The organism is Kitasatospora sp. NPDC058243, assembly GCF_042882025.1.
Lineage (GTDB): Bacteria > Actinomycetota > Actinomycetes > Streptomycetales > Streptomycetaceae > Kitasatospora.
In genome coordinates, this window is the sequence record NZ_JBHVWW010000049.1 from 1 (window position 1) to 23,757 (window position 23,757).

23 protein-coding genes are annotated in these 23,757 nt (G+C 72.7%); 13 read left to right on the forward strand and 10 right to left on the reverse strand.

Going from position 1 to position 23,757, the window contains the following annotated elements:
* Positions 1 to 326 precede the first annotated feature (326 nt).
* On the forward strand, positions 327 to 1,355 hold the full coding sequence (locus tag ACFVX9_RS27170; protein ID WP_387983962.1) for a YncE family protein: 1,029 nt from the start codon (positions 327 to 329) through the stop codon (positions 1,353 to 1,355).
* A 187-nt stretch (positions 1,356 to 1,542) separates the two neighbouring features.
* On the opposite strand, the gene ACFVX9_RS27175 is transcribed toward ACFVX9_RS27170, so the two are convergent.
* The 3 genes from ACFVX9_RS27175 to ACFVX9_RS27185 all read right to left on the reverse strand — a co-directional run bounded on the left by ACFVX9_RS27175 (position 1,543) and on the right by ACFVX9_RS27185 (position 4,108).
* On the reverse strand, positions 1,543 to 2,514 hold the full coding sequence (locus tag ACFVX9_RS27175) for an NADPH:quinone oxidoreductase family protein (protein ID WP_380482822.1): 972 nt from the start codon (positions 2,512 to 2,514) through the stop codon (positions 1,543 to 1,545).
* Positions 2,511 to 3,269: an SDR family oxidoreductase gene (locus ACFVX9_RS27180; protein ID WP_380371597.1), complete on the reverse strand. Its 759-nt coding sequence runs from the start codon at positions 3,267 to 3,269 to the stop codon at positions 2,511 to 2,513. Before ACFVX9_RS27180 ends, ACFVX9_RS27175 begins: the two co-directional genes overlap by 4 nt.
* 80 nt (positions 3,270 to 3,349) lie before the next feature.
* Entirely contained in the window at positions 3,350 to 4,108 is a 759-nt protein-coding gene (locus ACFVX9_RS27185; RefSeq protein ID WP_380371478.1) for an SDR family oxidoreductase, read from the reverse strand.
* Between the two features lie 207 nt (positions 4,109 to 4,315).
* Here ACFVX9_RS27185 and ACFVX9_RS27190 point away from each other — a divergent pair, with 207 nt between their 5' ends.
* The 5 genes from ACFVX9_RS27190 (at position 4,316) to ACFVX9_RS27210 (ending at position 10,772) form a co-directional block, all read left to right on the forward strand.
* Positions 4,316 to 4,945, forward strand: coding sequence for a TetR/AcrR family transcriptional regulator (locus tag ACFVX9_RS27190; protein ID WP_380371475.1), 630 nt, complete (start codon positions 4,316 to 4,318; stop codon positions 4,943 to 4,945).
* A gap of 65 nt (positions 4,946 to 5,010) precedes the next feature.
* Positions 5,011 to 5,640, forward strand: coding sequence for a maleylpyruvate isomerase N-terminal domain-containing protein (locus ACFVX9_RS27195; protein WP_380482824.1), 630 nt, complete (start codon positions 5,011 to 5,013; stop codon positions 5,638 to 5,640).
* A 234-nt stretch (positions 5,641 to 5,874) separates the two neighbouring features.
* Positions 5,875 to 6,453 carry a GNAT family N-acetyltransferase gene (locus ACFVX9_RS27200; RefSeq protein ID WP_387983966.1) on the forward strand — a complete coding sequence of 193 codons (579 nt, stop codon included), beginning with the start codon at positions 5,875 to 5,877 and terminating at the stop codon, positions 6,451 to 6,453.
* Positions 6,454 to 6,652: 199 nt separating this feature from the next.
* The gene (locus tag ACFVX9_RS27205) at positions 6,653 to 8,380 is read left to right on the forward strand and encodes a glycosyltransferase family 2 protein (protein WP_380371468.1); all 1,728 of its coding nucleotides are present in this window, start codon (positions 6,653 to 6,655) and stop codon (positions 8,378 to 8,380) included.
* Positions 8,381 to 8,624: 244 nt separating this feature from the next.
* Positions 8,625 to 10,772 carry an acyltransferase family protein gene (locus ACFVX9_RS27210; protein ID WP_159398315.1) on the forward strand — a complete coding sequence of 716 codons (2,148 nt, stop codon included), beginning with the start codon at positions 8,625 to 8,627 and terminating at the stop codon, positions 10,770 to 10,772.
* Positions 10,773 to 10,862: 90 nt separating this feature from the next.
* Here ACFVX9_RS27210 and ACFVX9_RS27215 read toward each other — a convergent pair whose 3' ends face one another.
* Positions 10,863 to 11,366 carry a hypothetical protein gene (locus tag ACFVX9_RS27215; protein ID WP_380371464.1) on the reverse strand — a complete coding sequence of 168 codons (504 nt, stop codon included), beginning with the start codon at positions 11,364 to 11,366 and terminating at the stop codon, positions 10,863 to 10,865.
* Positions 11,367 to 11,639: 273 nt separating this feature from the next.
* On the opposite strand from ACFVX9_RS27215, the gene ACFVX9_RS27220 reads away from it, so the two are divergent.
* The 3 genes from ACFVX9_RS27220 to ACFVX9_RS27230 are packed head-to-tail and all read left to right on the forward strand — an operon-like array spanning position 11,640 to position 13,112.
* Entirely contained in the window at positions 11,640 to 11,870 is a 231-nt protein-coding gene (locus ACFVX9_RS27220) for a hypothetical protein (RefSeq protein ID WP_063350865.1), read from the forward strand.
* A gap of 25 nt (positions 11,871 to 11,895) precedes the next feature.
* A complete protein-coding gene (locus ACFVX9_RS27225) occupies positions 11,896 to 12,402 on the forward strand; it encodes a hypothetical protein (protein ID WP_159398314.1) in 507 nt (168 codons plus the stop codon).
* On the forward strand, positions 12,399 to 13,112 hold the full coding sequence (locus ACFVX9_RS27230) for a class I SAM-dependent methyltransferase (protein ID WP_387983971.1): 714 nt from the start codon (positions 12,399 to 12,401) through the stop codon (positions 13,110 to 13,112). The genes ACFVX9_RS27225 and ACFVX9_RS27230 overlap by 4 nt, the downstream gene beginning before the upstream one ends.
* Positions 13,113 to 13,155: 43 nt before the next feature.
* Here ACFVX9_RS27230 and ACFVX9_RS27235 read toward each other — a convergent pair whose 3' ends face one another.
* Positions 13,156 to 13,629 (reverse strand): MarR family winged helix-turn-helix transcriptional regulator, encoded by a 474-nt coding sequence (locus ACFVX9_RS27235; protein ID WP_380371456.1) that lies wholly within the window; start codon positions 13,627 to 13,629, stop codon positions 13,156 to 13,158.
* Positions 13,630 to 14,033: 404 nt separating this feature from the next.
* Here ACFVX9_RS27235 and ACFVX9_RS27240 point away from each other — a divergent pair, with 404 nt between their 5' ends.
* The gene (locus ACFVX9_RS27240) at positions 14,034 to 14,756 is read left to right on the forward strand and encodes a hypothetical protein (RefSeq protein WP_387983976.1); all 723 of its coding nucleotides are present in this window, start codon (positions 14,034 to 14,036) and stop codon (positions 14,754 to 14,756) included.
* 39 nt (positions 14,757 to 14,795) lie between these two features.
* Here ACFVX9_RS27240 and ACFVX9_RS27245 read toward each other — a convergent pair whose 3' ends face one another.
* From ACFVX9_RS27245 to ACFVX9_RS27265, 5 genes are all read right to left on the reverse strand, one after another.
* Positions 14,796 to 15,173 (reverse strand): hypothetical protein, encoded by a 378-nt coding sequence (locus tag ACFVX9_RS27245; RefSeq protein WP_387983979.1) that lies wholly within the window; start codon positions 15,171 to 15,173, stop codon positions 14,796 to 14,798.
* A gap of 107 nt (positions 15,174 to 15,280) precedes the next feature.
* Positions 15,281 to 16,006 carry a class I SAM-dependent methyltransferase gene (locus tag ACFVX9_RS27250; protein WP_387983982.1) on the reverse strand — a complete coding sequence of 242 codons (726 nt, stop codon included), beginning with the start codon at positions 16,004 to 16,006 and terminating at the stop codon, positions 15,281 to 15,283.
* Between the two features lie 113 nt (positions 16,007 to 16,119).
* Complete coding sequence (locus ACFVX9_RS27255) at positions 16,120 to 16,626, reverse strand: hypothetical protein (RefSeq protein WP_387983984.1); 507 nt, start codon at positions 16,624 to 16,626, stop codon at positions 16,120 to 16,122.
* A 96-nt stretch (positions 16,627 to 16,722) separates the two neighbouring features.
* Positions 16,723 to 17,367 carry a response regulator transcription factor gene (locus ACFVX9_RS27260; RefSeq protein ID WP_363375491.1) on the reverse strand — a complete coding sequence of 215 codons (645 nt, stop codon included), beginning with the start codon at positions 17,365 to 17,367 and terminating at the stop codon, positions 16,723 to 16,725.
* On the reverse strand, positions 17,355 to 18,623 hold the full coding sequence (locus tag ACFVX9_RS27265; protein WP_244293481.1) for a sensor histidine kinase: 1,269 nt from the start codon (positions 18,621 to 18,623) through the stop codon (positions 17,355 to 17,357). Before ACFVX9_RS27265 ends, ACFVX9_RS27260 begins: the two co-directional genes overlap by 13 nt.
* 298 nt (positions 18,624 to 18,921) lie before the next feature.
* Between ACFVX9_RS27265 and ACFVX9_RS27270 the strand changes: the two genes are divergently transcribed.
* From ACFVX9_RS27270 to ACFVX9_RS27280, 3 genes are all read left to right on the forward strand, one after another.
* Positions 18,922 to 19,656, forward strand: a complete 735-nt coding sequence (locus ACFVX9_RS27270; RefSeq protein ID WP_063351478.1) for an ABC transporter ATP-binding protein — start codon at positions 18,922 to 18,924, stop codon at positions 19,654 to 19,656.
* A gap of 3 nt (positions 19,657 to 19,659) precedes the next feature.
* Positions 19,660 to 22,230, forward strand: coding sequence for an ABC transporter permease (locus ACFVX9_RS27275; RefSeq protein ID WP_387983987.1), 2,571 nt, complete (start codon positions 19,660 to 19,662; stop codon positions 22,228 to 22,230).
* A gap of 298 nt (positions 22,231 to 22,528) precedes the next feature.
* The gene (locus ACFVX9_RS27280; protein WP_387983989.1) at positions 22,529 to 23,743 is read left to right on the forward strand and encodes a serine hydrolase domain-containing protein; all 1,215 of its coding nucleotides are present in this window, start codon (positions 22,529 to 22,531) and stop codon (positions 23,741 to 23,743) included.
* Positions 23,744 to 23,757: the final 14 nt, after the last annotated feature.

Here is a 23,757-nt window from a genome sequence, read left to right on the forward strand (position 1 = left end):
ACCACGACTCAACCTGCTCAACCGTCAACCCATAGGCACACAGTCAAGACAACGAACACCTACACCCACAGTCACGCCCAGATGCGGTTGCAGTATTAGGCGTACTGACCGCCGGGGAGCGAAGGCGAACAGTCGGGAAACTCGCACCCTCCCTCAAGCTCCCGCAATAACCTGTCCGGCATCAGCCCGAGTTGGAGAGGAGCGCCATGAACTCACTTGCTGTATACGGACGTTGTGGAGCATCGCTGGCCGCCTGCGTGCTGCTCCTGGCCTCTGGCGGCGGGACCGCCGTCGCCGACGACAGGGCGCCGGCAGTGGTGGGGGCAGTGGCAGTGGCGGGGGTGGTCACCGTCCCGGTCGGGACCCTGGTCTCCGGGATGGTGGTCAGCCCGGCCGGGGACAAGGTCTACGTCACGGCCGACGGCGCGCTCAAGACCGTCGACACCGGGACGGACACCGTCACCGCGCAGATCCCGCTGGCCAACGCCGAGAGCGACTACCACCAGACCGTGATCAGCCCTGACGGCAGGCGCGTGTACGTCGTGAGCGGTCTCGTCATGAACGTGGTCGACACCACGACCGGCACCCTCCTCGCCGCCGCACCGCTGCCGCCGCAGAACAAGCCCGCCGCCTGGTCCACCGGCCGTACGCACGACATCGCGCTCAGCGCCGACGGCGCGACGGTCTACGTCACCCAGGCCGGCGCGACGGGCTACAACGTGCCGCCGATCCCCCCGCCCGGGGTGCCCGCCGAGACTCCCGGACGGGTGCTGACCTTCTCGACCGCGCAGAACGCGTTCACCGGCGAGGTCGCGCTGCCCGGCAGTTACGCGCAGTCGATCGCCCTGCGGCCCGGCGGTCGCGACGCCTACGTCGCCGCCGGGTCCGGGCTGGTGCACCTTGACACCTCGGGCGCCCCCGGGGCCGCGCCGACCGTGGTCGGCTCGGTGTCGAACCTCCGGCAGGCGATCCGTCAGGCGGCGTTCACCCCCGACGGCACCCACCTGTTCGCCGTCGCCGACAGCGCCGCCAACCAGGTCTTCCCCGTCGACCCCGCCACCGACGCCGCGCAGGCACCCGTCACGCTCGCGCCGGTCGCCTCCGCCGGACTCACCGGTGTCTCCGTCAGTCCGGACGGGACCCGTCTGCGCACCGTTCGGTATGACCGCGATCCGCGGGCGGTCGCGCTGGTGGCCTTCGACACCGCCACCTACGCTCCGGTGCCGACCGAGACGGTCCCCTTCACCCTGGACAGCGTCAGCGACACGGCGGTGAGCGCCGACAGCAGCACCGTCTACGCGTTCGGCTGGCGCAACGCCACCCGCGACACCGCCCTCCAGATCGTCACCCGCTGACCGGAGTCCCCCGCTGACCGGCGGGGGAGCGCCGCCCTCCTGACGAGTACGGACGGAGGGCGGGAACGCGCAGGGCCCTACGGCGGCCTGCGCGTTCCGCGCAGTGCCGGAGGCCCTGCCGGCCTTGGCTCCGCCCGGCCCAGGAACACGAGCCCGCCCGCCGCAACACCTGAACCGCCGCCGGTCGTCAGTCCCCCAGGACGGCGATCCGGCCGGTGCTGCGCCCGGCGGCGACGAGCTCGACGGCGTCGGCGGCCCCGGCGAGCGGCACCCGGGCGCTCACCAGCGGGCGGACCGCGCCCCGGTCGGCGAGCCGGGTCAGCTCGTCATGGGCGGCGCGGACGGCCTGCGGGTCGTGGGTGTTGTAGAGGCCCCAGTGCAGGCCGAGGATGGCGTAGTTCTTCACCAGCGCGTGGTTGAGCGCCGGCGCAGGGATCCGGCCGGCGGCGAAGCCGACCACCACGATCCGGCCCTCGAAGGCGACGCACTTGGTGGAGCCGGTGTAGGCGTCCCCGCCGACCGGGTCGAAGACCACGTCCGCGCCGCGCCCGCCGGTGAACTCCTTGACGGCGGCGACGAAGTCCCCGGCCGTCCGGTCCACCACCAGGTCGGCGCCGAGCGCCCGGGCCGCCTGCGCCTTGGCGGGGCCGCCGACCACGGCGACCACCCGGGCCCCGGCGACCCGGCCCAACTGGACCGCCGCGCTGCCCACGCCGCCCGCCGCCGCGTGCACCAGCAGCGTCTCGCCGGCCGCCAGCCGGGCCCGGCGGTGCAGGGCGAACCACGCGGTCTGGTAGCCGATGTGCAGCGCGGCCGCCTCGGCGTCGTCCAGCGCCCCGGGCGCGGGGAAGGCGGCCGCCGCGTCCAGCAGGGCGTACTCGGCGAAGGCGCCGTGCGGCAGCACCGGGTTGCCGATCAGCCGCTCGCCCCGCCGCGCGCCGTCCGCCACCTCGCCGCACAGCTCCACGCCGGGCGTGAACGGCAGCGGCGGGCGGACCTGGTACTGGCCGCGCACCATCAGCGCGTCCGGGAAGTTGACCGCCGCGGCCCGCACCCGGACCAGCAGCTGCCCCGGCCCGGCCACCGGCCGCGCCACGTCGTCGGCCAGCCGCATCACCTCGCCCGGCTCGCCGAACTGTTCCACCTGCCAGGCCCTCACAGCGCCTCGCTCCTCTCCAGCCCCTGCTGGAGCCGGTTCATCCCGTTGATCCAGCGGTCCGGTTCGGTGGCCCGGACCCGGTAGTACTCGGCGACCTCGGGGTGCGGCAGGATCAGGAAGCGGCCCTCGCGCAGCCCGGCCAGCGCCGCCTCGGCGACGTCCTCCGGGTCCAGCGCGGTGGGTGCGAGCAGCGCCTCGCCGACCGCGCCGGTCGAGGCGAGCATGTCGGTGCGCACGCCCTGCGGGCAGAGCGCGTGCACCCGGACGCCGCGGTGGCGGTACGTCGCGGAGAGCCACTCGGCGAAGGCGAGCGCGCCGTGCTTGGTGACCGCGTACGGGGCCGATCCCAACATGGTGAGCAGCCCGGCGGCGGAGACCGTGGCGAGGAAGCGGCCCCCGCCGCGCTCCAGCCAGCGGGGGAGCAGCAGTTCGGCGGCCCGGACGTGGGCGAGGACGTTGACCTCCCAGGCGCTCGCCCAGGCCGCGGCGGGCGCGTCGGCCCCGCCGACCGGGGCGACGCCCGCGTTGGCGCACCACACGTCGATCTCGCCGAGCGCGGCCCGGGCCTGCCCGACCAGGGCGGCCAGCCCCTCGGGGGAGGCGGCGTCCCCGGGGGCGGCGGTGCCGCCGCAGTCCCTGGCGACGGCGCGGGCGGCCTCGGCGTCCAGGTCGTTGACCACCACCCGGGCGCCGGCCGCGGCGAAGGCCCGGGCCAGGGCGGCGCCGATACCGCGCCCGCCGCCGGTCACCACCACGCCCTGGCCGGCGAAGTCCGTCGCCGGTGCGTCCGCGTCCGCTGCGTCCGCGTCCGCTGCGTCCGCGTCCGCCGTGCCGCTCACAGGCCGCCGCCGAGGGTGACGCCGCCGTCCACGACCAGGGTCTGGCCGGTGATCCAGGCGGCGTCCGCGGAGAGCAGGAAGGCGACCGCGCCCGCGACGTCCTCGGGCACGCCGAGCCGGCCGAGCGGGTAGGCGGCGGCGACCTGCTCCTCCCGGCCCTCGTACAGGGCCTCGGCGAACCTGGTCTTGACCACGGCGGGGGCGACGGCGTTGACCCGGATGCCCTGGCCGCCCAGTTCGGCGGCGAGTTCGGTGGTGAGCCGGATCAGCGCGGCCTTGCTGACCCCGTACATGCCGATCCCGAGCGAGGAGCGGATGCCCGCGACGGAGGCCACGTTGACCACCGAACCGCCGTGCTCGCCCATCCAGGCGGCGTGCGCGCGGCGGGTCCAGGCCAGCGGGGCCAGCACGTTGACGGCGAGGATCTTGGCGGCGGCGGCCTCGTCGGCGTCGAGGACCGGGCCGTAGAGGGGGTTGATGCCGGTGTTGTTGACCAGGTGGTCGAGCCGGCCGAAGGCCTCCAGGGTGCTGGTGACGGCCTCCTCCTGGTGGACCGGGTCGTCGGTCCTGCCGGCGACGGCGATGGCGTTCTCCGGCCCGCCCAGGTCGTGGACGGCCTCGGCGAGCGGCTCGGGGTTGCGGGCGGTCAGGCAGACCTTGGCGCCGCGGGCGACCAGCTCGCGTGCGATGCCGAGGCCGATGCCCCGGCTCGATCCGGTGACGACGGCCACCCGGCCCTTGAAGGAGTACGCCACGGAGGGTCCTGCCTTTCGCGCGGAACGTTCGACGGGGGTGCCGGGTGGGCGCAGGCGCCGGTTCGGCGGGGATGCCCGGTCGGCGGGTGTGCCGGTCCACCGGCTGACTAAGCGCTTGCTCAGCATGGTGTCGGTGCGGGAGCCTGTCAACAGTCCGTCGACCGGGCGGCGGGAATGTGTGTACGAGTTCTCTGGGAGGATGGCGCCATGACCAGCACGCCCATCGCCGACCTCTGGCGCACCCTGCCCGGCGGCGCCGACTCCCGCCCCGAGGCGGCGTACCGGCTGCTCCAGGCGGCCGTCGAATCCTTCGCGGAGCGCGGTTTCCACGCCACCACCACCCGGGACATCGCCACCGCCGCCGGGATGAGCCCGGCGGCGCTGTACATCCACTACCAGTCCAAGGCCGCGCTGCTGGCCGAGATCAGCCAGGCCGGGCACGCGGCCACGCTGGAACTGGTCCGGGCGGCGGCGGCCGGTGAGGGCGGCCCGGTGGACCGGATGCGCCGGCTGGTCGAGGAGTTCACCACCTGGCACGCCCGGGCCCGCACGGTCGGCCGGGTGGTCAACTACGAGCTGCACGCGCTGCCCGAGGACGCCTACGCGGTGGTCGCGGCGCTGCGGCTGGACATCGAGCGCGAGGTCAGCGCGCTGATCGAGGCGGGCGTGGCGGCCGGCGCCTTCCAGGTGTCCGAAGTCCGGACGGCGGCCCGTGCGGTCACCTCGCTGGGCATCGACGTCTCCCGCTGGTTCACCGACCGATCCACCGAGACGCCGGATGAACTCGGCCGCCGCTACGGCGAGTTGGTGCTGCGGATGCTCGGCGCCCGGGTCTGATCCGCCGGTCCGCCCGGCGACCGGTAAGGTGACAACTCAGTTGCCATGTGCTCCGAGGAGGACCGATGACACGTCAGATCGGTGATGTACCCGCCCTGTTGGCCGAAGCCTGGGTCTCCTGGGCGGAACGCGGCGCGGCCCTGGACGACGCGTCGTGGGGGCTCGCCACCCGGCTGCCCGGCTGGACCGTCCGGGATCTGTACGCGCACGTGGCGCCGGTGCCGGAGATGTTCGCCGGGCTGCGCGGGGCCCTGGTGGACGGCCCGGCCGAGGTGACCACCGGGGTCGGCATCCTGCGGGCCTACAACCGGCCGGGCGGGATCGCGCACACCGCCGCCGAGCAGGTCGCCGAGGCGGCGAAGCAGACCGCCGCGGCAGCCGAACCGGCCGAGCTGGTCGCCCGCTTCGGGGCCGAGGGCCCGGCGGCCCTGGCCGGCATCGCCGACCTGCCGCCCGCCGCCGCGGTGGCCCACCCGCTGCTCGGCTCGGTGACGGTCGGCGCGCTCGGCGAGGTGGCGCTGATGGAGGCGACCGTCCACCTGCTCGACCTGATCGCGACGATCGGCGGCCCGCCGCCGTCCGACGGCGCCCTGCACTTCACCCGCACCCTGCTCGCCGAGGTCGCCGACCCGGTGGCCTTCATCGAGGCGGCAGCCGGTCGCGACACCACGGCGGTCCTGCCCGTCATCCGCTGACACCGGGGCGCGGCGCGTAGGCCGCGACGGCGGAGCCGGGCTCGGGGTGGACGGCGGCCGGGCCCGCGCTCCCGCCGGGCGGGCCCGCGGGGGCCGTCGCCGCAGGTCCTGCGGCTCGGGGCCGGTTCGCGGGCTGTGGCACGATGCCCGCAGGCCGGTCACCAGGGACGGCCCGCGCCACGCCGCAGGCACGAGCGGCGGGCGGTTCCACCGCACGCAGAATGAGGACCCGCCATGTCCGAGACCATCCCCAGCCACGCCCGGCCCACCGGGCAGCCCGCCTTCCGCCCCGCCACGCTCGCCGACGTACCGGCGCTGGTCGAGCTGGTCGAGTCCGCCTACCGCGGCGACGCCAGCCGGGCCGGCTGGACCACCGAGGCGGACCTGCTGGAGGGCCAGCGCACCGACGCCGAGGGCGTCGCCGCGGTCATCGGTCGCTCCGACGGGGTGCTGCTGGTCGCCGAGCGGGACGGCCGGCTGGTCGCCTGCTGCCAGCTGGAGCACCGCGGGGACCGCGCGTACTTCGGCATGTTCTCGGTGCGCCCCGGGCTCCAGGGCGGAGGCCTCGGCCGGGCCGTGCTCGCCGAGGCCGAGCGGCTGGCCGGCCAGGAGTGGGGCGTGGGCGAGCTGGAGATGACCGTGATCGAGCAGCGCGTCGACCTGATCGCCTGGTACGAGCGGCGGGGCTTCCGCCGGACCGGGGTCTTCACCCCGTTCCCGTACGGCGACGAGCGTTTCGGCGTCCCGCTGCGCCCCGATCTGCGCTTCGAGAAGCTGACGAAGGCGCTGAAGGAGTCGCTGGGGGAGGCCTGACCGCAGGGGTGCGGGCCGGCGGTGCTCGGGGTCGAATCCATGATCGCTTGACGGTTCGTCGGTACGTGATGACATGTCAAGTCACTGACCAGGGGCGATGCGGAGATGTCATACCTCGTTCATGATTGGTCTAGGCCAATGTGAGAGGCTGAGGGCGAACGGCCACGTTCCGTCCCATGCCCAGGGGGGCCACTTCCGCATGCCCGTACTCCATGGCACCGCCATGCCCGCGCCCGTCCCCGGCCCGCGCCGGATCCCCGCGGACCCCGACCTCCGCCTGCCCAGCCCGCCCGACGACGAGGAGCTCTACTGGTACTTCGGCCCGCAGCGCCGCTGGGTGCTGCTCTGCGCCACCCTCTCCTACGCGGGAGCCACCGCCACCCTCGGCCTGTTCGCCCTCAGCCGGCCGCTGCTCTGGCCCTTCCTGGTGCTCACCGTGCTCAACGCGGCCACCTGGCTGCTCTCGCTCACCGACGGCCAGCGCGCCCGCCGCTACACCCGCGACTCGCACGACCTGCTGATGCGCGCCTGGCAGCCCGCCCGCCACCCGAGCGTCGACCTGCTGCTGCCGACCGCCGGCGAGCCGCTGGCCGTCCTGGAGAACGCCTACCGCCACACCGTCGCCGTCCAGTGGGCCGGCGCGCTGACCGTCATCGTCCTCGACGACGCCGCCCGCCCCGAGGTGCGCGAACTCGCCGAGTCCTACGGCTTCCAGTACCGGGCCCGCCCCGACCGCGGCCGGTTCAAGAAGGCCGGCAACCTCAACCACGGCCTGGCCGAGGGCAACGGCGAGATCGTCGCCGTCCTGGACGCCGACTTCTGCCCCCGCCCCGACTTCCTGCACCACCTGGTGCCCTACCTCGACAACCCCGAGGTCGGCATCGTGCAGAGCCCGCAGTGCTTCGACACGGACGCCGACATGTCCTGGCTCGAACGCGCCGCGGGAGCCACCCAGGAGATCTTCTACCGCTGGATCCAGCCCTCCCGGGACGCGCAGGACGGCACCGTCTGCTGCGGCACCAACGCCCTCTACCGCCGCGCCGCACTCATGCGCGTCGGAGGCTTCGCCGAGATCGACCACAGCGAGGACCTCTACACCGGCCTCTCGCTCGCCCGCGCCGGGTGGACCACCCGGTACGTGCCCGCCCTGGTCGCCAAGGGCATGTCGCCCACCGGCCTGCCCGCCTTCATCAGCCAGCAGTACCGCTGGTGCCTCGGCTCCCTGGCGCTCGTCCGCGACCCGGACTTCCGCCGCGGACCGCTCCCTCGCTCCGCCCGGCTCTGCTTCTGGAACGGCATCCTCGGCTACGTCACCAGCGCGGTGAACGTCTTCGCCGTCCCGCTGCCCGCCCTGATCATGCTGTTCTTCGCCCCCGGTGAGATCCAGCCGTGGCAGGTGCTGCCGTTCCTGCCGCCGATCTGGGTCTCGCTCGTCCTGCTGCCCGCGATGTCCCGCACCCGCTGGCGCTTCGAGGTCACCCGGGTCCAACTCCTCGGCGGGCTCTGCCACGTGGTCGCCATCGCGCACGCGCTGCGCCGCCGCAGTGCCGACTGGGTGCCCACCGGCGCCGTGTCGGGCGGCAGTTCACTGGCCAAGGCGGTCGCCCGGATCGGCGTCGGCTGGCTGGGGTTCGTCGTCCTCGCGGGCATCGCCGGACTCGTGCGCGCGGCCATGCTGTACGGCTGGCAGCCCTTCTGGGCGCTCACCGCGCTGCTCGCGCTCACCGCGTACACCATGATCCCGCTGATCCGGTCCCTGTGGCCGCTCCTGCGCGGTGGCAACGGGGCCGCCGTCGGAGAGGTCGCCGCGCCCGTGCGGCGCCGGTCCGACCTGGGCTTCGGCCACGCGGAGGCCGTCGCCGTCACCGCCGTGCTGCTGCTCTGCGGACTGCTGGCCTCCGGCTGGGCCGATCCGCTGATCTTCTGACGCTCCGTCAACTCCGCTCCGTCAACTCCGCTCCGTCAACTCCGCTCCGTCAACTCCGCTCCGTCAACTTCATGAGCTCCATCAATTCCTGACGTCAAAGTCGATGTCTGACGACCCATCAACTTCGTTCGGATCCACCGCGTTTCCCAGCGCGTCGCCCCACCGGCGCGGATGCGCCGCCCGGCCGCCCCATCGGCCCGGCGGTCCCGACCACCCGCTGCCTGCCCCTGCGAGGAGCACCGCCGTGTCAACGGCCGTACCACCACCGTCGTCGTCCCCTTCCTCCCCTGCCGCCACCGCCTCGGCCGAACTGCTGCCCGGCGTCGTCCGAATGGACCGGCAGGCCGCGCCCGAGCGGCGCCCCTCCGCAGAAGCCGTCGCACCGCCGCAGGCCCAGCGGCGTACCGGCTTCCGCCCCGACATCGAGGGCCTGCGCGGAGTCGCCGTCCTCTCCGTCCTCGCCTACCACGCCGCCGTTCCCGGCTTCGCCGGCGGCTACGTCGGCGTCGACGTCTTCTTCGTCATATCCGGCTTCCTCATCACCGGACTGCTGCTCGGCCGCCCGATCGGCCTGTGGGACTTCGCCGCCCGCCGCGCCCGCCGCATCCTGCCCGCCGCCGCCACCGTCCTGGTCGCCACCGCCGTCGCCGGCGGCGCGCTGCTCGACCCGCTGCGCGGCACCGACCTCGCCCGCGACCTGATCGCCTCCGCCGGACAGGTCGTCAACTGGCGCTTCGTCGGCCAGCAGACCGACTACCTGGCCGCCGAACACGCCCCGAGCCCGCTCCAGCACTTCTGGTCGCTCGGCGTGGAGAACCAGTTCTACCTGCTGTGGGGCGTTCTGCTGCTCGGCCTCGCCCGCTTCCTGCACGGCCGCCGCCGCACCGTCGCGATCACCCTGGCCACCACGGCCATCGGCGCGGTCTCGCTGCTGCTGTGCGTCCGGTGGACGGCGACCTCGGCGCCGCTCGCCTACTTCTCCACCGGCAGCCGGCTCTGGGAGTTCGCGGCCGGCGCGTGCGCTGCGCTGCTCGGCGGCGCCCTGGCCGGCCGTGTGCAGCGGCGCGGGACGGCCTGGTCGCTGCGACTGCTCGGCTGGGCCGGCGCCGCCGCCGTCCTCGCATCGATCCTGCTCTACGACCGGAACACCCCCTTCCCCGGCACCGCCGCGCTGGTGCCCGTCCTCGGCGCCGCCGCCGTCCTGCTCGCCGGCCCCGCCCACCGCGCGCTCGGCGCCACCGACGCCGGACGCCTCCTCGACAACCGGCCGCTGCGCGCCGCCGGTCGCCTGTCGTACGCCTGGTACCTCTGGCACTGGCCGGTGCTGACCATCGCCCAGGCCCGCTACGGCGCCCTGCCCTGGACCACCCTGGCCGCCCTCGCCGCAGCCAGCGCGCTGCCCGCCTGGCTCACCATGCGGCTCGTCGAGCAGCCGCTGCGGTACGGCAGCAGCCCGGCGCCGCGCCGGGGCCTCGCGGTCGGCGCCAGCGCCCTCGTCATCCCGCTGATCGCCGCCCTCACCCTCGGCGGCGGCACGGTCCGCGCCCTCGGCGGCACCGCCGACACCCCCGCCGCCGCCCCGGCCGGGGCCCCGACCGGCCCCACCCTGCTCGCCCCCGGTGCGCGGGTGCTCGGCCTGACCCCCTCGCTGGCCCGCGCCCGGGAGGACTTCCCGCCCGGCAAGGGCTGCGAGATCCCGCTGAACGCCGACAGCAGCCCGCGCTGCCTGTTCGGCGCCGAGGACAGCCCCGACCGGATCGTGCTGCTCGGCGACTCGCACGCCGGCCAGTGGATATCGTCCGCACTCGCGATGGCCGAGCAGCGGCACTGGGCCCTGGAGGTCCTGGTCAAGCCCGGCTGCCCGCTCGCCACCCTCACCGTGCGCAACAACGTCCTCGGCCGCACCTTCGAGGAGTGCGACCGCTGGCGCGAGAACACCCTCACCCGGCTCACCTCCGGGCCCAGGCCGCGCCTCGTCCTGATGGCCGGCCTCAACAGGTACGGCAGCCAGGAGGAACGCACCCAGGGCTGGACCCGCACCCTGGACCGCCTCGCCGCCGTCGGCGCCCCGCTCGCCTACCTCGGCGACACCCCGATGCCCGGCAAGGACATCCCGACCTGCCTCGCCGCCTCCGACGGCCGCTCGGACGCCTGCTTCTTCCCGCGCGACACCGCCTTCGAGCCGGACCCGATGCTCGACGGCGGGCTCGCCGCCCGCTACGGCGTCCGCACCCTCGACCTGGGCCCGCTGCTGTGCCCCGGCAGCGGACCGGACTGCCCGGCGGTGCTGGAGGGCGTGGTGCTGTACCGCGACACCGGCCACATCACCGACACCCTGGCCCGCGTCCTGGCGCCGCGCCTGGACAAGGGAATCCTGGAGGCGGCCGGGTAGCGTGGCTCCGCCACCTGGGGCGCCCCGCCGGATCGATCCGGCGGGGCGCCCTCGTCGTGCGGGTGCGGGTGTGGCCGCGCAGGCGTTTTCTCAGCCGTAGATGCTGTGGCAGAGGCGGGCCTGCTCCGAGCCCGCGGGCCAGCGGCCGACGCGTTCGGCCTGGTCGCAGATGCCGCCCGGGCCGAGGGTGGGTAGCGCCACGCCGGTAGCCGGAGCCGCCGGGGTGGCGGCGGCCGGGGCGGGGGCGCCGTGGGTCGACGGCGAGGGGCGCGCGGTGCGGCCGGGCTTCGGGTGCGCGGTCGTCGCGTGCTGGGCGTCGGCCGGCTCGTCCTCGTTCGGCGCGGCCGCCGCCGTGGCCGGGACCAGGGCCGGGGCCGGTCCGGCGCGCTCCGGCGTGGGCGGCGGGAGCGGGGACGGCGCGGGTGTGGTGGGGAGCGGCGAGAACGCGGGCGGGTCCGGCGCCGCCGGGTCGGACGCGGAGGGGGAGGTGTGCGGCAGGGCCACCACGTCCAGGTCGTCTCCCGTCCCCGGCCCGCACATCGCCAGGACGGCGGCGAGGACGGCGACCGTCCCGACGGTCGCGGCGGCCCACACCTTCCGCGACCGCCGCGACGTCGGTGCGGGCGGCCGAACGGGGGCCGGCGCGAACGCGGTGGGTACCGGGGGTGGCTGCCAAGCGTCCTGCGGCCACTGCCACTGTCCTCCGGTGGACTGCCCAGTCATCTTGTCGTCCTTCCAGCGCCGAACCCCCCGTCGAATCCCCCGCCATGCCTTCCCCGTGCTCAACGAGCGCGCCGACGCCGGGACATGACCCGGAAGAGGGGTCTGGAGGGGCGCCGATTGCCGCCGCGCCACATGCTGGGGGGCATGGAGACCAACAGCACGTCCAAGCACCTGGTCGAGGTGGCCGACTTCCGGACCGACAGCCGCTACCGCCTGGTCCACTTCGAGGGCCACGGCTGGGAGCCGCTCGCCCCCGAGGAGTTCGAACCCCGGATCCACCAGCTCTTTCCGGACCTCGACCCGCGAGATCCGGTCCGCGTCCACTGGGCGGATCGCCCCTGGGAGTGGCCCCTCTGGCACCCCGGCGAGGCGTGAGCCGCGCTTTCGTTACGCTGTCCGGGTGAGCGTGGATCATTTCTGGCGCCGCCTGCCCGGCCAGGAGGTCGACACCTGCTCGCCGACGGAACTCGGCGAGCTCGTCCCCGACCGGCAGGACGTCCGCTACGGCCAGCTGGCCTCCGCCGGACTTCTCCTCGGCGTGCGGAGCACCGCCCGGCTGATGGAACTGGCCCTCACCGAGAACGGCCTGCACCCCGACCCGGCCGCGCGCCTGCCCGTGTACGGCGGCGAGCGCCGCGAACCCGACGCCGCGCAGACCGATCCGCTGGTGCTGAGCCCCGCGCAGGTCGCGGCCGCCTTCACCTTCCTGCGCGACTCGGCGCTCGGCGAACTCGTGCGCCAGCAGGACACCGTGCTGGCCCGGACGGTCGCGCGCCTCGGGTACCCGACGCCGTGGTCCGAGACGTGGGCGACCCGGGTGGTCGCCGACCTGCGGGAGCTGCGGGACTTCTTCGCCGACGCGGCGGCGGCCGGTGACGCGGTGGTCGTCCGGGACCGGAAGGCATGATCGGGGTGACCGGGGCGGCGGACACGAACGGGGTGGACGAGTTGGACGGGGTGGAGGACGTGAACGGGGTGGACGAGTTGGATGAGTTGAACGGGGTGGACGAGGCGGAAGGCCTGAACGGGCTTTCGAGCACTGCCGGTTACGCCGAGGCGGCGGAGGAGCTCGCCGTCCAGTACGAGAGCGTGACCTTCGCCGAGGTCCACGCGGACCTGCTGCACAGCTACCCGCCCCCGCCCGCCGCCGTCCTCGACGTGGGCGCCGGCACCGGGCGGGACGCGGCCGCCCTCGCCGCCCTCGGCCATCCGGTGGTGGCCGTCGAGCCGACCGCCGAACTCCGTTCCGTCGCCGAGCGGTTGCACGCGGGCTCCGGTGTGCGCTGGGTCGCCGACGAGCTGCCCGAGCTGCCGCAGCTGAGCGCCGGCACCGAACGCTTCGACCTCGTCCTGCTGACCGCCGTCTGGATGCATCTCGCCCCCGCCGAGCGGGCGTTGGCGATGGCCGCCCTCGGCCGGCTGCTCGCCCCGGGCGGGCGCCTCGCCCTGACCCTGCGCCACGGCCCCGTCCCGCCGGGCCGCCGGATGTTCGACGTCCCGCCCGAGGAGACCGTCGCGCTCGCCGCCGCCCAGGGCCTGCGGCTGCTCCACCGCACCGAACGCGGCGACCTGCACGGCCGGTCCGGCGTCCGCTGGACGAGCCTGGTCTTCGGGTAGGTCGCCCTCCTGGCGTCCGGGCCGCGCTCGCGCGGTGCGGGGGTCAGTTCACGTCGACGTTGTCGAAGAGTTCGAGCATCTGCGTGAGGACGTGCACGCAGGCGGTCAGGTCGGCGTCGGTCAGCTCGCCGCCGACCTGGCGGAGCAGGGCGTGCTCGCGGGCGCTCGCCGCGGAGACGGCGGCCCTGCCGTGGCCGGTCAGCCGGATCAGCGAGGATCGCTGGTGGGCGGGGTTCGGGGTGATCTCGACCAGGTCCAGGGCTGCCGCGTCGTTGACCATGCGTTGCACGAACTGCCTGCTCAGCGCCTGTGCGCGGCCCATCTGAGGGACGGTCATGGGCCCGTGTTCCGCGAGCAGGAGCAGTACGGCGCGCACGCCGACGGACAGCCCCTCGATGGGAGCCGCGAGTTCCACCGTGCGGAGCACCCGTCGGTACAGCGGGCCGACCAGGTCGAACACGTCCATGAGCCGGTGGGCGAGGACGTCGGGCGGGAGCGGGGCATCGGTATCGGTCACCCCGCCATCATGACACCCGGGTTGCCAATCCCCGTACGAGATGGCAACCGCCGGGTGATCGCGCCGGACGCCCGCGGCCACGGCGGATCCTCCAACGCGACCGGCCCGTTCCGGCACGCAGCCGACCTCGCGACCGGGCCCGCGCCGCACCCTCGACGACGTCGACCAGGACATCGTGCGCGCCTTGAAGGACATGACCCGGCGGACCCTCGCCAAGCACACTCCCGCCGAACCCGACCACGTCGTATCCGCACCTGCGACAACCTGAATATCCATCTGGGCAGTTCAAGCTGTCAGCGGCATGCGGATGACATCCGCGGAGCGGTTTCCTGGTTCAGTTGGAGAGCTTCGCTGTAGGATGCCGATCCTGGTGCTATTCCCCACCTCTGGAAACGAAGTACAGGATGCACATCCTGGACGATCCCTCCGAACTATCAGAGCGGGCACAGGATCTCCTCCGCCGTACAGGCCACCGCGAGAGACCGGTCAGGTTCGAAGTCCCGATCGAGATGTGGCGAGTGCGTGACCGCACGGGACGTCTCGTCCCAGCACCCATGGAACTCATCATCCGATGCGAGGGCTTCGAGCAGAGATTCGGCGGCCTGCGCTACCAGGTGCGGCGCAGTTGGACCCTGGACGGGGCGCGGTACGAGACGGGCCGCAGCTGGGAATACGACCACTTCGGTGTGAAGACAGGAGCCTGGCAGGATCCCGTGCGAGGCGGGTGGTATTTCGAGTGGCTCGGAGAACGCGTGTCGAAGCCGTGCCGGGACTTGCTTCACACCGACGGAGGTGTCGGCACGGACGTGGACGGCGGCAGTCCCTACCTCCCCGTCGCCCCCTCGGTCACGCACCTGATCGAGTCCCATGCCCTGACGGACGCCGTCTCCGTCTGGAGGCCCTGGCCTGTCGCAGGTTCCGCTGCTGATTCGGCCGCCGAGGCTCTCGGCGGACTCGTCGAGGTGCCGGAAGCTTCCTGGGAGACCTCACGATGGCGGCTTTCGGACTCGGTCGCAGTCTTCGACTGTGGAAGCTGGGACCGGGAGAATCCGAGTCGTCGTGTGCGGATCTGGTCGCGGAACGAGGTCGGACACCGTGAGGTTCGGAACGCCTTCAGGTTCGGGTGAGCGAAACTGCGACTTCGCGGGATACGAATACTCAACAGCTCAGTCAGTCCCGAATCGGGCCAACCGTCTGCGTAGCAGAAGGTTCTCACCTTGGGCAACCTCCAGGGCCTTGCGGAGTTTCTCCACTTCCTCCTGGTGGGCCGTCTTCTCCTGGGCGAGACGTGCGGTCAGCGCTCGCACCGCGGACGAGGTGGGCGAGGAGGCCGTTGGCTCGGGAACGGCGGCGCCAGGGCCTCCGCCCTTCGCGCGGTGACGCTCCACGAGGGCACACAGCCCCGGGTGTCGATAGAGGAAGTCGGTGCTCACACCTGCGGCACGGGCAACCGTGGTGAAGTTGATCCGCTTGCCGTTCTTGACGAGGCCCGCGAGCGCCGCGCGCCCGTTCCTTCGCTCCCTCACTCCGGGATCGGGTTGCATCCCACAGGTGGTCCGGCAATCCGGTCATGAAGTGGACTCCTCATATGGTGGAGTCGGGTATTGGAACTCTCGGAATTCCCAGGCTCAGGAGCTGTTCCTCCCGAAGGTCACAGTCGTTGAGCGACGAAGACGAACTCTTTGCCGGGACGGTCGGGAGCGTCTCGGACCTCTCGCAGCACGTAGCCCTGCGCGATCAAATCGGCCTCGACCTCCTGACGGTCCCGGAATCTCAGGGTCGAATCGGATATGAGGTGCTGCCCGTCCGCAGCGAACGCGTAGTTCCACCGAAACGTCACGACGGGTTGGCTCACGTCGACCAGCTCAACCCAGCTCTCGACCGTGCCAACACCCGGGATCTCCGTGACTCGGTGCGATGCTGTGCGGTTCCATGACTCCCAGGCGCGTGCAGCCGGGTTCCTGGTCTCGAACACCAGGTGCCCACCGGGTCGCAGAATCCTGTGAGTCCCCTTCAGCGTCTGCAGCCAGGCATCCGGGGCGACGATCGCCTGTGCGACGTTCGCCGTCATGGTGGCGAGGTCCACTTTCAGAGGCGGAAGGACTGCCGCGTCACCGCAGATCCAGTGGACGCGATCGCTGCCCGGCTTTTCCCTGGCCACGTCGATGGAGGCCTGGGCGGGATCGACGCCGACGACCTTGATCCCGCGATCGGCCAGAAGGAGTGCGAACTCGCCGGTGCCGCAGCCGATGTCCAGTACCCGCTTCGCGTCGAGTTGCTGGGCGAGGACGAGGTAGGCGTGGAGGTCAGTGCGATCTGGATCAAGCGGGTCATAGATTGCAGCCAGCCGTGGATGTCCGAAGATCTCATCAGCCATGCGCCCGACGGTATAGGCAGCGTGAAGCGGCTGCCGCTCAATTCGGCGGCAGGTGGACCGCTGTATGGGCTGCTGCAGACCAACTGAGGTAATCACCCTGGGTGATTGAGCGGTCAGTTTCGGTTCCGGCGGCTGACGTCTGCGGCGTAGGCGGCCCAGTCGCCGGCGGAGGCCTTCTGCCACTGGACGGCGACTTGGATGTGGGTGCCGAGCATCCGGGCCAGGATCGCGGCCGGGACTTCTTCGGCGAGGGCGAACAGGGCCGTCGACCGGGCCTGGCCGGGTTGGATTCCGATGGCGATCAGCTGTAGGCCGAGCCGGTCGGCGCTGATGTGTTGGCCTGGACGTTGGCCTGGAAACAGCCAGGGCGTCTGGGCGGCGTGTCCGATCACGGTGTAGGGGCGGCGTGTTGCGATCGCGTTCCGTGCCTGCGACCGCTGTTCCAGGAAGGACCACCACAGCGCAAGGCCTCGGGCGTAGATCTTGATCGTGTTGGGCGAGCAGTCGGCCGAGCGCAGGTACTCCAGGTACTGCTCGACCGGCCCTGCAACGCTGAAGTCGTCCGCGAGGACCGTCCACGTCGACCCGTCGCCGAGCCTCATCCGCTGACTGGCCGCCAACGTCCCTTCCCCCACAGCGTCGGGGGGGGGGGGAAAAGAGGGGGGGGCCGGCGCCCGACCGGCGCCGCCCCTCTCCGCACGTCTTCCTCCGGGCGTTCAGGCCCGCAGGTAGGTGAGCACGGCGAGCACCCGGCGGTGGCCGCTGTCCGGCGTGGGCATGTTCAGCTTGGCGAAGATGTTGCCGATGTGCTTGTTCACCGAACTCTCCGCGATGAACAGCATCTCGGCGATGGTGCCGTTGTTGCGCCCCTCCGCCATCAGCGCCAGGACCTCGCGCTCGCGCTGGGTCAGCGAGGATAGCGGGTCGTCGCCGGCCCGGCGGACCATCAGCTGCGAGATGACCTCCGGGTCCATCGCGGTGCCGCCGTCGGCGACCCGCTCCAGCGCGAGCAGGAACTCCTCGGCGCGCCCCACCCGGTCCTTCAGCAGGTAGCCGACCCCGGAGGCGCTCTGCGCCAGCAGCTCCGTCGCGTAAGCCCGTTCGACGTACTGCGAGAGCACCAGGACGGGCAGGTTGGGCAGTTGCTTGCGGGCCTCGACGACGGCCCGCAGGCCCTCGTCGCGGAACGTCGGCGGCAGCCGGACGTCCACCACGGCGACGTCCGGGCGGTGTTCGAGCAGCGCGGGCAGCAGGTCGTCCCCGTTGTCCACGGTGACGCACACCTCGTGCCCCTCGCTGTTCAGCAGCAGTACCAGCCCCTCACGGAGCAGGGCGTTGTCTTCGGCGATCAGGATCCGCATGGAATCTCCACCTTCAGTACGGTCGGGCCCCCGGGCGGGCTGAACAGGTCGGTGGTCCCGTCGAAGGCGGCGACCCGGCGCCGGAGTCCGAGGATCCCGCTCCCCGTGCCCTCGGTGGCGCCGCCCTTGCCGTCGTCCTCGACCCTGATCGAGATGGCGTCCGACGCGATCCGCAGCCACACCAGCGCGCTGCGCGCCCCGCTGTGCTTCGTGATGTTGGTGAGCGCCTCGGAGATCACGAAGTAGGCCGCGGCCTCGGCGGCGGCGGGCGCGCGGGGCGCCGCGCCGGCCGACTCGTCGATGTCTATCCGGGTCGGGACCCCGCACAGCGCGGTGAGCGCCCGGACGGCGTCGGTCAGCCCGCGGTCGGCGAGCACCGGCGGGTAGATGCCGCGGACGAGGTGGCGCAGCGACTCCAGCGCCTGCTCGGCGAGGTTCTGGGCCGCGTCCACCATCTCCGGGACCTGCTCGGGCCGTTGGCCGAGCGCGCGCTTGATCATGCCGAGCCGCAGCGAGACGGCGACGATGCCGGCCTGCGCCCCGTCGTGCAGATCGCGTTCGATCCGGCGCAGTTCGGCGTCGTGCGCGTCGAGCGCCTCGGCGCGGGTCACCGAGAGTTCGCGGACCCGCTGCGCGAGCGCGACCCGGGGGCGGGCGGTCAGCAGCCGGCGGGACATCCGGGCGTGCACGAGGGCCAGCCCGCGCATCGCGGCCATCGCCACCACGGCGTAGCCGACGCCGATGAACACCGCGACGAAGGACTTCAGCCACGAGTCGACGTTCATCAGGATGATCGAGTTGCGCTCGCCCGACGCGAGCTTCCACCACACCGGTGCGGACAGCCAGTTGAAGGCGTTGCCGCAGATGCTCAGGGCGAAGATGCACAGGGCCGAGCCGACGACGCCGTGGGTGATCACCCAGACCAGGTCCTTGCGGACGGCCGGGTCGCGCAGGGAGGGCTTGCGGGGGCCGGTGCGGCCGGGCTCCAGGTCGCGGTAGGGCGTGCGGACCTCGGTCTCCAGCAGCCGGCCGACCCACCGGCGGTGGACCTCCGCGTACCTGCGCAGCACCCGCAGTGTCCTGGGCAGCAGCAGGAAGCCCGTTCCGACCAGGCAGAGCGCGAAGATGATGGCGATCAGGTAGAACAGCAGCAGCCCGGCGAGTCCGGTCATCAGGCAGAGCAGGACGTAGCCCGCGGCCGGAGGGAAACGGATCACCGTCTGGCGGACCCACTGCTCGGGTTGTAAGCGTCGCAACTCGGCAATGCTGGGGGCGCGCACGGCTCCTAAAACCCTCCGAGTCGTCATCCCGATCACCCTACCACCGTCCCAAATGCGGCGGTGGGTGGCACTTTTCTGCACCATCGACTCTCCAGTTCGTGCCCTGGTTCCGCACCTGCTCCAGGACTTACCTTCGTGAACGTCAAGTAGTGCGTGCGAGTGGTGGAGGCCGGAAGTGAGCAGAAAGGGACGCGGAGCGCGGACGGAGGAGTTCCAGAGCGCGGCCGCGGAGGAGGAGTACGCGGCGCCGCCGCGGCCGGACGGCAGTGCCGCTCTGGACGCCCACTGGGTCGTCCGCCTCGACGGGGTCCGGAAGACGTACGGCAAGGGCGCCGGGGCCGTGCACGCGCTGCGCGATCTGTCCCTCGCCTTCGCCCGGGGCACCTTCACCGCGGTGATGGGTCCGTCCGGGGCGGGCAAGAGCACCTTCCTGCACTGCGCCGCCGGGCTGGACCGCCCGGACGCCGGCTCGGTGGTGCTCGGCGGTACCGAGCTGGCGCAGCTGAGCGAGGTCGATTTGACCATCATGCGCCGGGAGCGGGTCGGCTTCATCTTCCAGGCGTACAACCTGATGGCGGCGTTGACCGTCGCGGACAACATCACCCTGCCGCTGATGCTGGCCGGCCGCCAGCCGGACCACCAGTGGTTGCAGCAGGTCGTGACGCAGGTGGGTCTCGCCGACCGGATGAGCCACCGGCCCTCGGAGCTGTCCGGCGGCCAGCAGCAGCGGGTGGCCATCGCCCGGGCGCTGGCGGCGCGGCCCGAGGTGGTCTTCGCGGACGAGCCGACCGGCGCGCTGGACACCCGCACCGCCAAGCAGGTGCTGACGCTGCTGCGCGAGGTCGTGGACAGCCTCGGACAGACGGTGATCATGGTGACCCACGACCCGATCGCCGCCTCCTACGCGCACCGCGTGGTGTTCCTCGCGGACGGGAGCTACGCGGAGGAGATGACGCACCCCACTCCGGACCGGGTGGCCGAGCGCATGACCCGGCTGGGGGAGTGGTGAGACGTGTTCAGGCTCGTCGTACAGACCGTCAAGGAGCGTAAGGCCGGGTTCGTCGGGGCGTTCGTCGCCCTGTTCGGCGCGTCCGTGCTCGTCACGGCCTTCGGAATCATCCTCCAGTCCGGCATCGGCAACGGGGTGCCGGTCCAGCGCTACTCCGGCGCTGCGGTCGTGGTCGGCGGTCAGAAGCACTTCACGGTCCACGAGGCCAAGAAGAGCAAGTCCAAGGACCTCAAGGACGCCGTCGGCGTCCCGATCGACCTGGTCGACAAGGTCGCCAGGACCGAGGGCGTCGACAAGGCCGTCCCGGTGCTCACCTTCCCCGCGCAGGTCGTCTCCAACGACGGCGAGGAGCTGGTCAAGGGCGCCGACGACCGGACGTCCAACGGCACCAACTGGGGCGCGGCCGCGCTCGGCCCGTACGACCGCAACGGCGACGAGCCGAAGCGCGCCGGCGAGGTGGTGCTGGAGAAGTCCGTCGCGGACCACCGCAAGGTGAAGGTGGGCGACAGCGTCAAGATCGCCTCCACCCGGGACGCCAGCTCGTACAAGATCGTCGGCATCGTCACCTACAAGGGCGGCGGCGGGGCGCTGCGCACCCCGCCGGTGTTCTTCTCCGACGACGAGGCGCGCACCCTGTTCGGCCGCACCGACCAGGTCAGCGCCATCGGCGTGCTGGCGCCCAAGGACACCAACGCCGGCAAGCTCGGCGACCGGATCGACAAGGCGCTCAAGGGCTCCGCGATCGACGTCTACACCGGTGACGGGCGCAGCAGCGTCGAGAACCCGGACGTCGCCTCGGCCCGGGGCAGCCTGAAGGAGCTGGCGGGCTCGCTCGGCGGCACCGTCGTGCTGATCACCATGATGGTGGTGGGCAGCACCCTGGCGCTCAGCGTGCACCAGCGCCGGCGCGAGCTGGCGCTGCTGCGCGCGGTCGGCGCGACGCCCAAGCAGATCCACAAGATGATCTCGGGCGAGGCCCTGGTGATCTCGCTGGTGGCCTCGATCCTGGGCTGCTTCCCCGGCATGCTGGCCGCCGGGGTGCTGCGCGGGGCGCTCGGGGCGATCGGCATCCTGCCGGACGACTTCGAGTTCTCCTACGGCCCGATCCCGGCGATCGCCGCGGTCGGCATCGGCGTGATCGCCGCGCAGGTGGCGGCGTTCGCGGTGGCCCGCCGGGTGGTGTCGATCCGGCCGGTGGAGGCGCTCAGCGAGGCCCAGACCGAGCAGCCGGGCATCGGCGGCGCCCGGGTGGCCATCGGGATCCTGCTGTTCGTCCTCGGCTTCTGCGCGTCGCTGCTGCCGCTGTTCTTCGGCAGCATCTTCGCGGTGGCCGCGGCCGGCAGCGGCGGTCTGATCATGGTGATCGCGATCCTCATGCTGGCCCCGCCGGTGGTGGCGAAGGCGACCAGGCTGATGGCCGCGCCGTTCCAGCGGCGGTTCGGGACCCTCGGGTTCCTGGCCGTGGCCAACACCCGGGCCAACGCCCGGCGGCTGGCGGCCGGTATCGGCCCGCTGATCCTGGCGATCGGCTTCGCCTCGGTGCAGCTGTTCATCCCGACCACCACGTCGGGTGCGGCCGAGGCGCAGGCCCAGGCGGGCGTCGTCGCCGACTACACGGTGACCAGCGATTCCGGCGGCCTGCCGGTCACCGCGCCGAAGTTCATCGCCGGCCTGGACGGGGTGGACGCCGCGGCCGGGACGGTGCGGGTCGACCTGTTCGCCTCGACGAAGATGCTCGGCTCGCCGGAGATCTTCGACTACAAGGCGCAGGGGCTGACCCCGGGCAACCTGAGCCGGGTCGTCGACCTGGACGTCTCCGAGGGCTCCCTGGACAACCTGTCCACGGACACGGTGGCGATCAGCAGCGGGGCTTCGGCCACGCTCGGCGCGAACGTCGGCGGCCAGATCAAGGTGCACATGCCCGACGGGCAGACGCTGGAGCCGAAGGTGATCGCCGTGTACAAGCGCGGCCTGGGCTTCGGCGACATCACCCTGTCCTACGACACCGTGCTCCAGCACAGTTCGCGCCGGATGTACGACTCGGTGCTGGTGCGGGCCAAGGACGGCGCCGACAAGAAGAAGGTGATCGGGGAGCTCACCGGGCTCAACGACCGCTACCCCGGGGTGCACGTCCAGGACAAGGGCGGCCTGTCCGCCGCCCAGGAGAAGGCCGGCACGGCCAACCTGTTCGGCAGCGCGCTGCCGCTGGTCCTGGTCTTCGGGTACATCGCGGTGGCCGTCGCCAACACCCTGGTGATGACCACGCTGTCCAGAGCACGGGAGTTCGCGCTGCTGCGGCTGGTGGGCGCGACCCCCGAACAGGTCATGCGGATGATGCGCACCGAGACGCTGATGCTGATCCTGATCGCGGTGGTGGTCGGCAGCCTGGTGCCCATCGTGCCGTTGATGACGGTGAGCATGGGCCTGACCGGGTCCCTGGTTCCGCACATTCCGCCGCTGCTCTACCTGGCGATCGTGGCGGCGACCTCGGCCCTGGCCGCGGCGGCCGTTCTGGTGCCGACCAAGCTCGCCCTGCGCGCCCGCCCGGTGGAGGCCATCGGACTGCGCGAGTAGCTCCGCCCCCACCATTGCCACACCGACCCGCCGATGGGGTCCGCGACCGCGGACCCCATCGGCGTTTTCGGGTTTCCGGGCAGGTCGAACGGCGTTTCGCAGTGCGGCAACCAGGGTCATTCGGCTGCCGCTTAACGACCCTGACCGGCCCCGCCGCCCGGTGTTAGCCTGCATTCACCAGAGCGAATTCCCCTTTTGCGTAATCCCCGTACCGACGAGCCGTGGACGGAACACGGCCGAACGGGGCTGTTGTGCTGCGCCTTTTTCGGATTCCGGTGAATGCGGTGGGTGGGTTTTAGTGAATTCACAGTCATGGCGTGAAAAGGCCGGACGGCTCGCGCGCGAACACGGTGTGCGCTCCCTCCGGTGCGCGTTCTACGACGCCGGCGAACTCCACGTCGCCGAGGCGGGTGCGGAGCCCGGGCCGGCGTCCGCCGCGCCGTTCGCCTCGCTCACCAAGCTCTTCACCGCGACGCTGGCCATGCAGCTGGCCTTCGACGGCGACCTCGACCTGGACCTGCCGGTCGGCGAGTACCTGACCGAACCACCCTTCGCCGAGCTGGGACTGACGACCCGCCACCTGCTCAGTCACTCCTCCGGGCTGGTCTGCGACGGCCCCGGCGACGGCGGGCTGAGGGCCGCCGTCGCGGCCGGCCCGCTGTTCGCCCCAGGCACCGCGTTCTCGTACTCCAACGCCGGGTTCGCGCTGGCCGGAAAGGTCATCGAGGCCGCCGCCGGGGTGAGTTGGCGCAACGCCGTGACGGACTTCCTGCTCCGGCCGCTGGACATCGAGCCGGCCTTCCTGGCGGCCGACGAGATCCCCCGCGACCTCGCCCCCGCCGCCGCGATCGCCGGCACCGTCACCGACCTGGTCGCGTTCGCCCGGCTCCACCTGGACGACCGCGACGCCTCGCACGCCGCCCTGCTCGACCAGGAGGCCGTCCGGGAGCTGGCCGAACCGCCCTTCGACACCCTGCCGTTCGGCCTGGCCGACGGTTGGGGCCACGGCTGGGCCCGGTACGGCAACGGCGCCGACCGCTGGCTCGGCCTCGACGGCGTGGGCGCGGGCGCCACCTGCCACCTGCGGATCCAGCCGGAACGCGGCACCGTGATCGCCCTCCAGGCCGACTCCGCGGCCGGCCTCGGCGCCTGGCAGGACCTGCTGGCCCAGCTCCGGGCCGAGGGCGTGGACGTCGCCGGCTACGCGCCGGGCCCCGCCGCCGGCGCCGCGCAGGACCTGTCGGACCGCGTCGGGCAGTGGGCCAACGGCGAGACCGTCTACCGGATCCGCCCCGGCGCCGACACGGCGGACGGCGCACACCCCGGCGCCACCGTCCTGGTCGACGACGACGGGATGGAGTACGACCTGACCGGCCGAGGCGAGCGCTTCTTCGCCGCCCGGCACCCGCGGCTGCCCGAGGTGGAACACCTCGGCCGCTTCCTGCTCGACCCGGAGACCGGGCGCGCGGACCACATGCAGTTCGGCGGCCGCGTCCTGCGACGCGTCGCCTGAACAGGCTGGAGAGC

Excerpts from the sequence above, each read along its gene's own strand:
- ACFVX9_RS27220 (WP_063350865.1), top strand. The coding sequence starts at position 11,640 with ATGGAGACCAACAGCACGTCCAAGCACCTGGTCGAGGTGGCCGACTTC.
- ACFVX9_RS27250 (WP_387983982.1), bottom strand. The coding sequence starts at position 16,006 with ATGGCTGATGAGATCTTCGGACATCCACGGCTGGCTGCAATCTATGAC.
- ACFVX9_RS27205 (WP_380371468.1), top strand. The coding sequence starts at position 6,653 with ATGCCCGTACTCCATGGCACCGCCATGCCCGCGCCCGTCCCCGGCCCG.
- ACFVX9_RS27230 (WP_387983971.1), top strand. The coding sequence starts at position 12,399 with ATGATCGGGGTGACCGGGGCGGCGGACACGAACGGGGTGGACGAGTTG.
- ACFVX9_RS27200 (WP_387983966.1), top strand. The coding sequence starts at position 5,875 with ATGTCCGAGACCATCCCCAGCCACGCCCGGCCCACCGGGCAGCCCGCC.
- ACFVX9_RS27245 (WP_387983979.1), bottom strand. The coding sequence starts at position 15,173 with ATGCAACCCGATCCCGGAGTGAGGGAGCGAAGGAACGGGCGCGCGGCG.
- ACFVX9_RS27260 (WP_363375491.1), bottom strand. The coding sequence starts at position 17,367 with ATGCGGATCCTGATCGCCGAAGACAACGCCCTGCTCCGTGAGGGGCTG.
- ACFVX9_RS27240 (WP_387983976.1), top strand. The coding sequence starts at position 14,034 with ATGCACATCCTGGACGATCCCTCCGAACTATCAGAGCGGGCACAGGAT.
- ACFVX9_RS27190 (WP_380371475.1), top strand. The coding sequence starts at position 4,316 with ATGACCAGCACGCCCATCGCCGACCTCTGGCGCACCCTGCCCGGCGGC.
- ACFVX9_RS27195 (WP_380482824.1), top strand. The coding sequence starts at position 5,011 with ATGACACGTCAGATCGGTGATGTACCCGCCCTGTTGGCCGAAGCCTGG.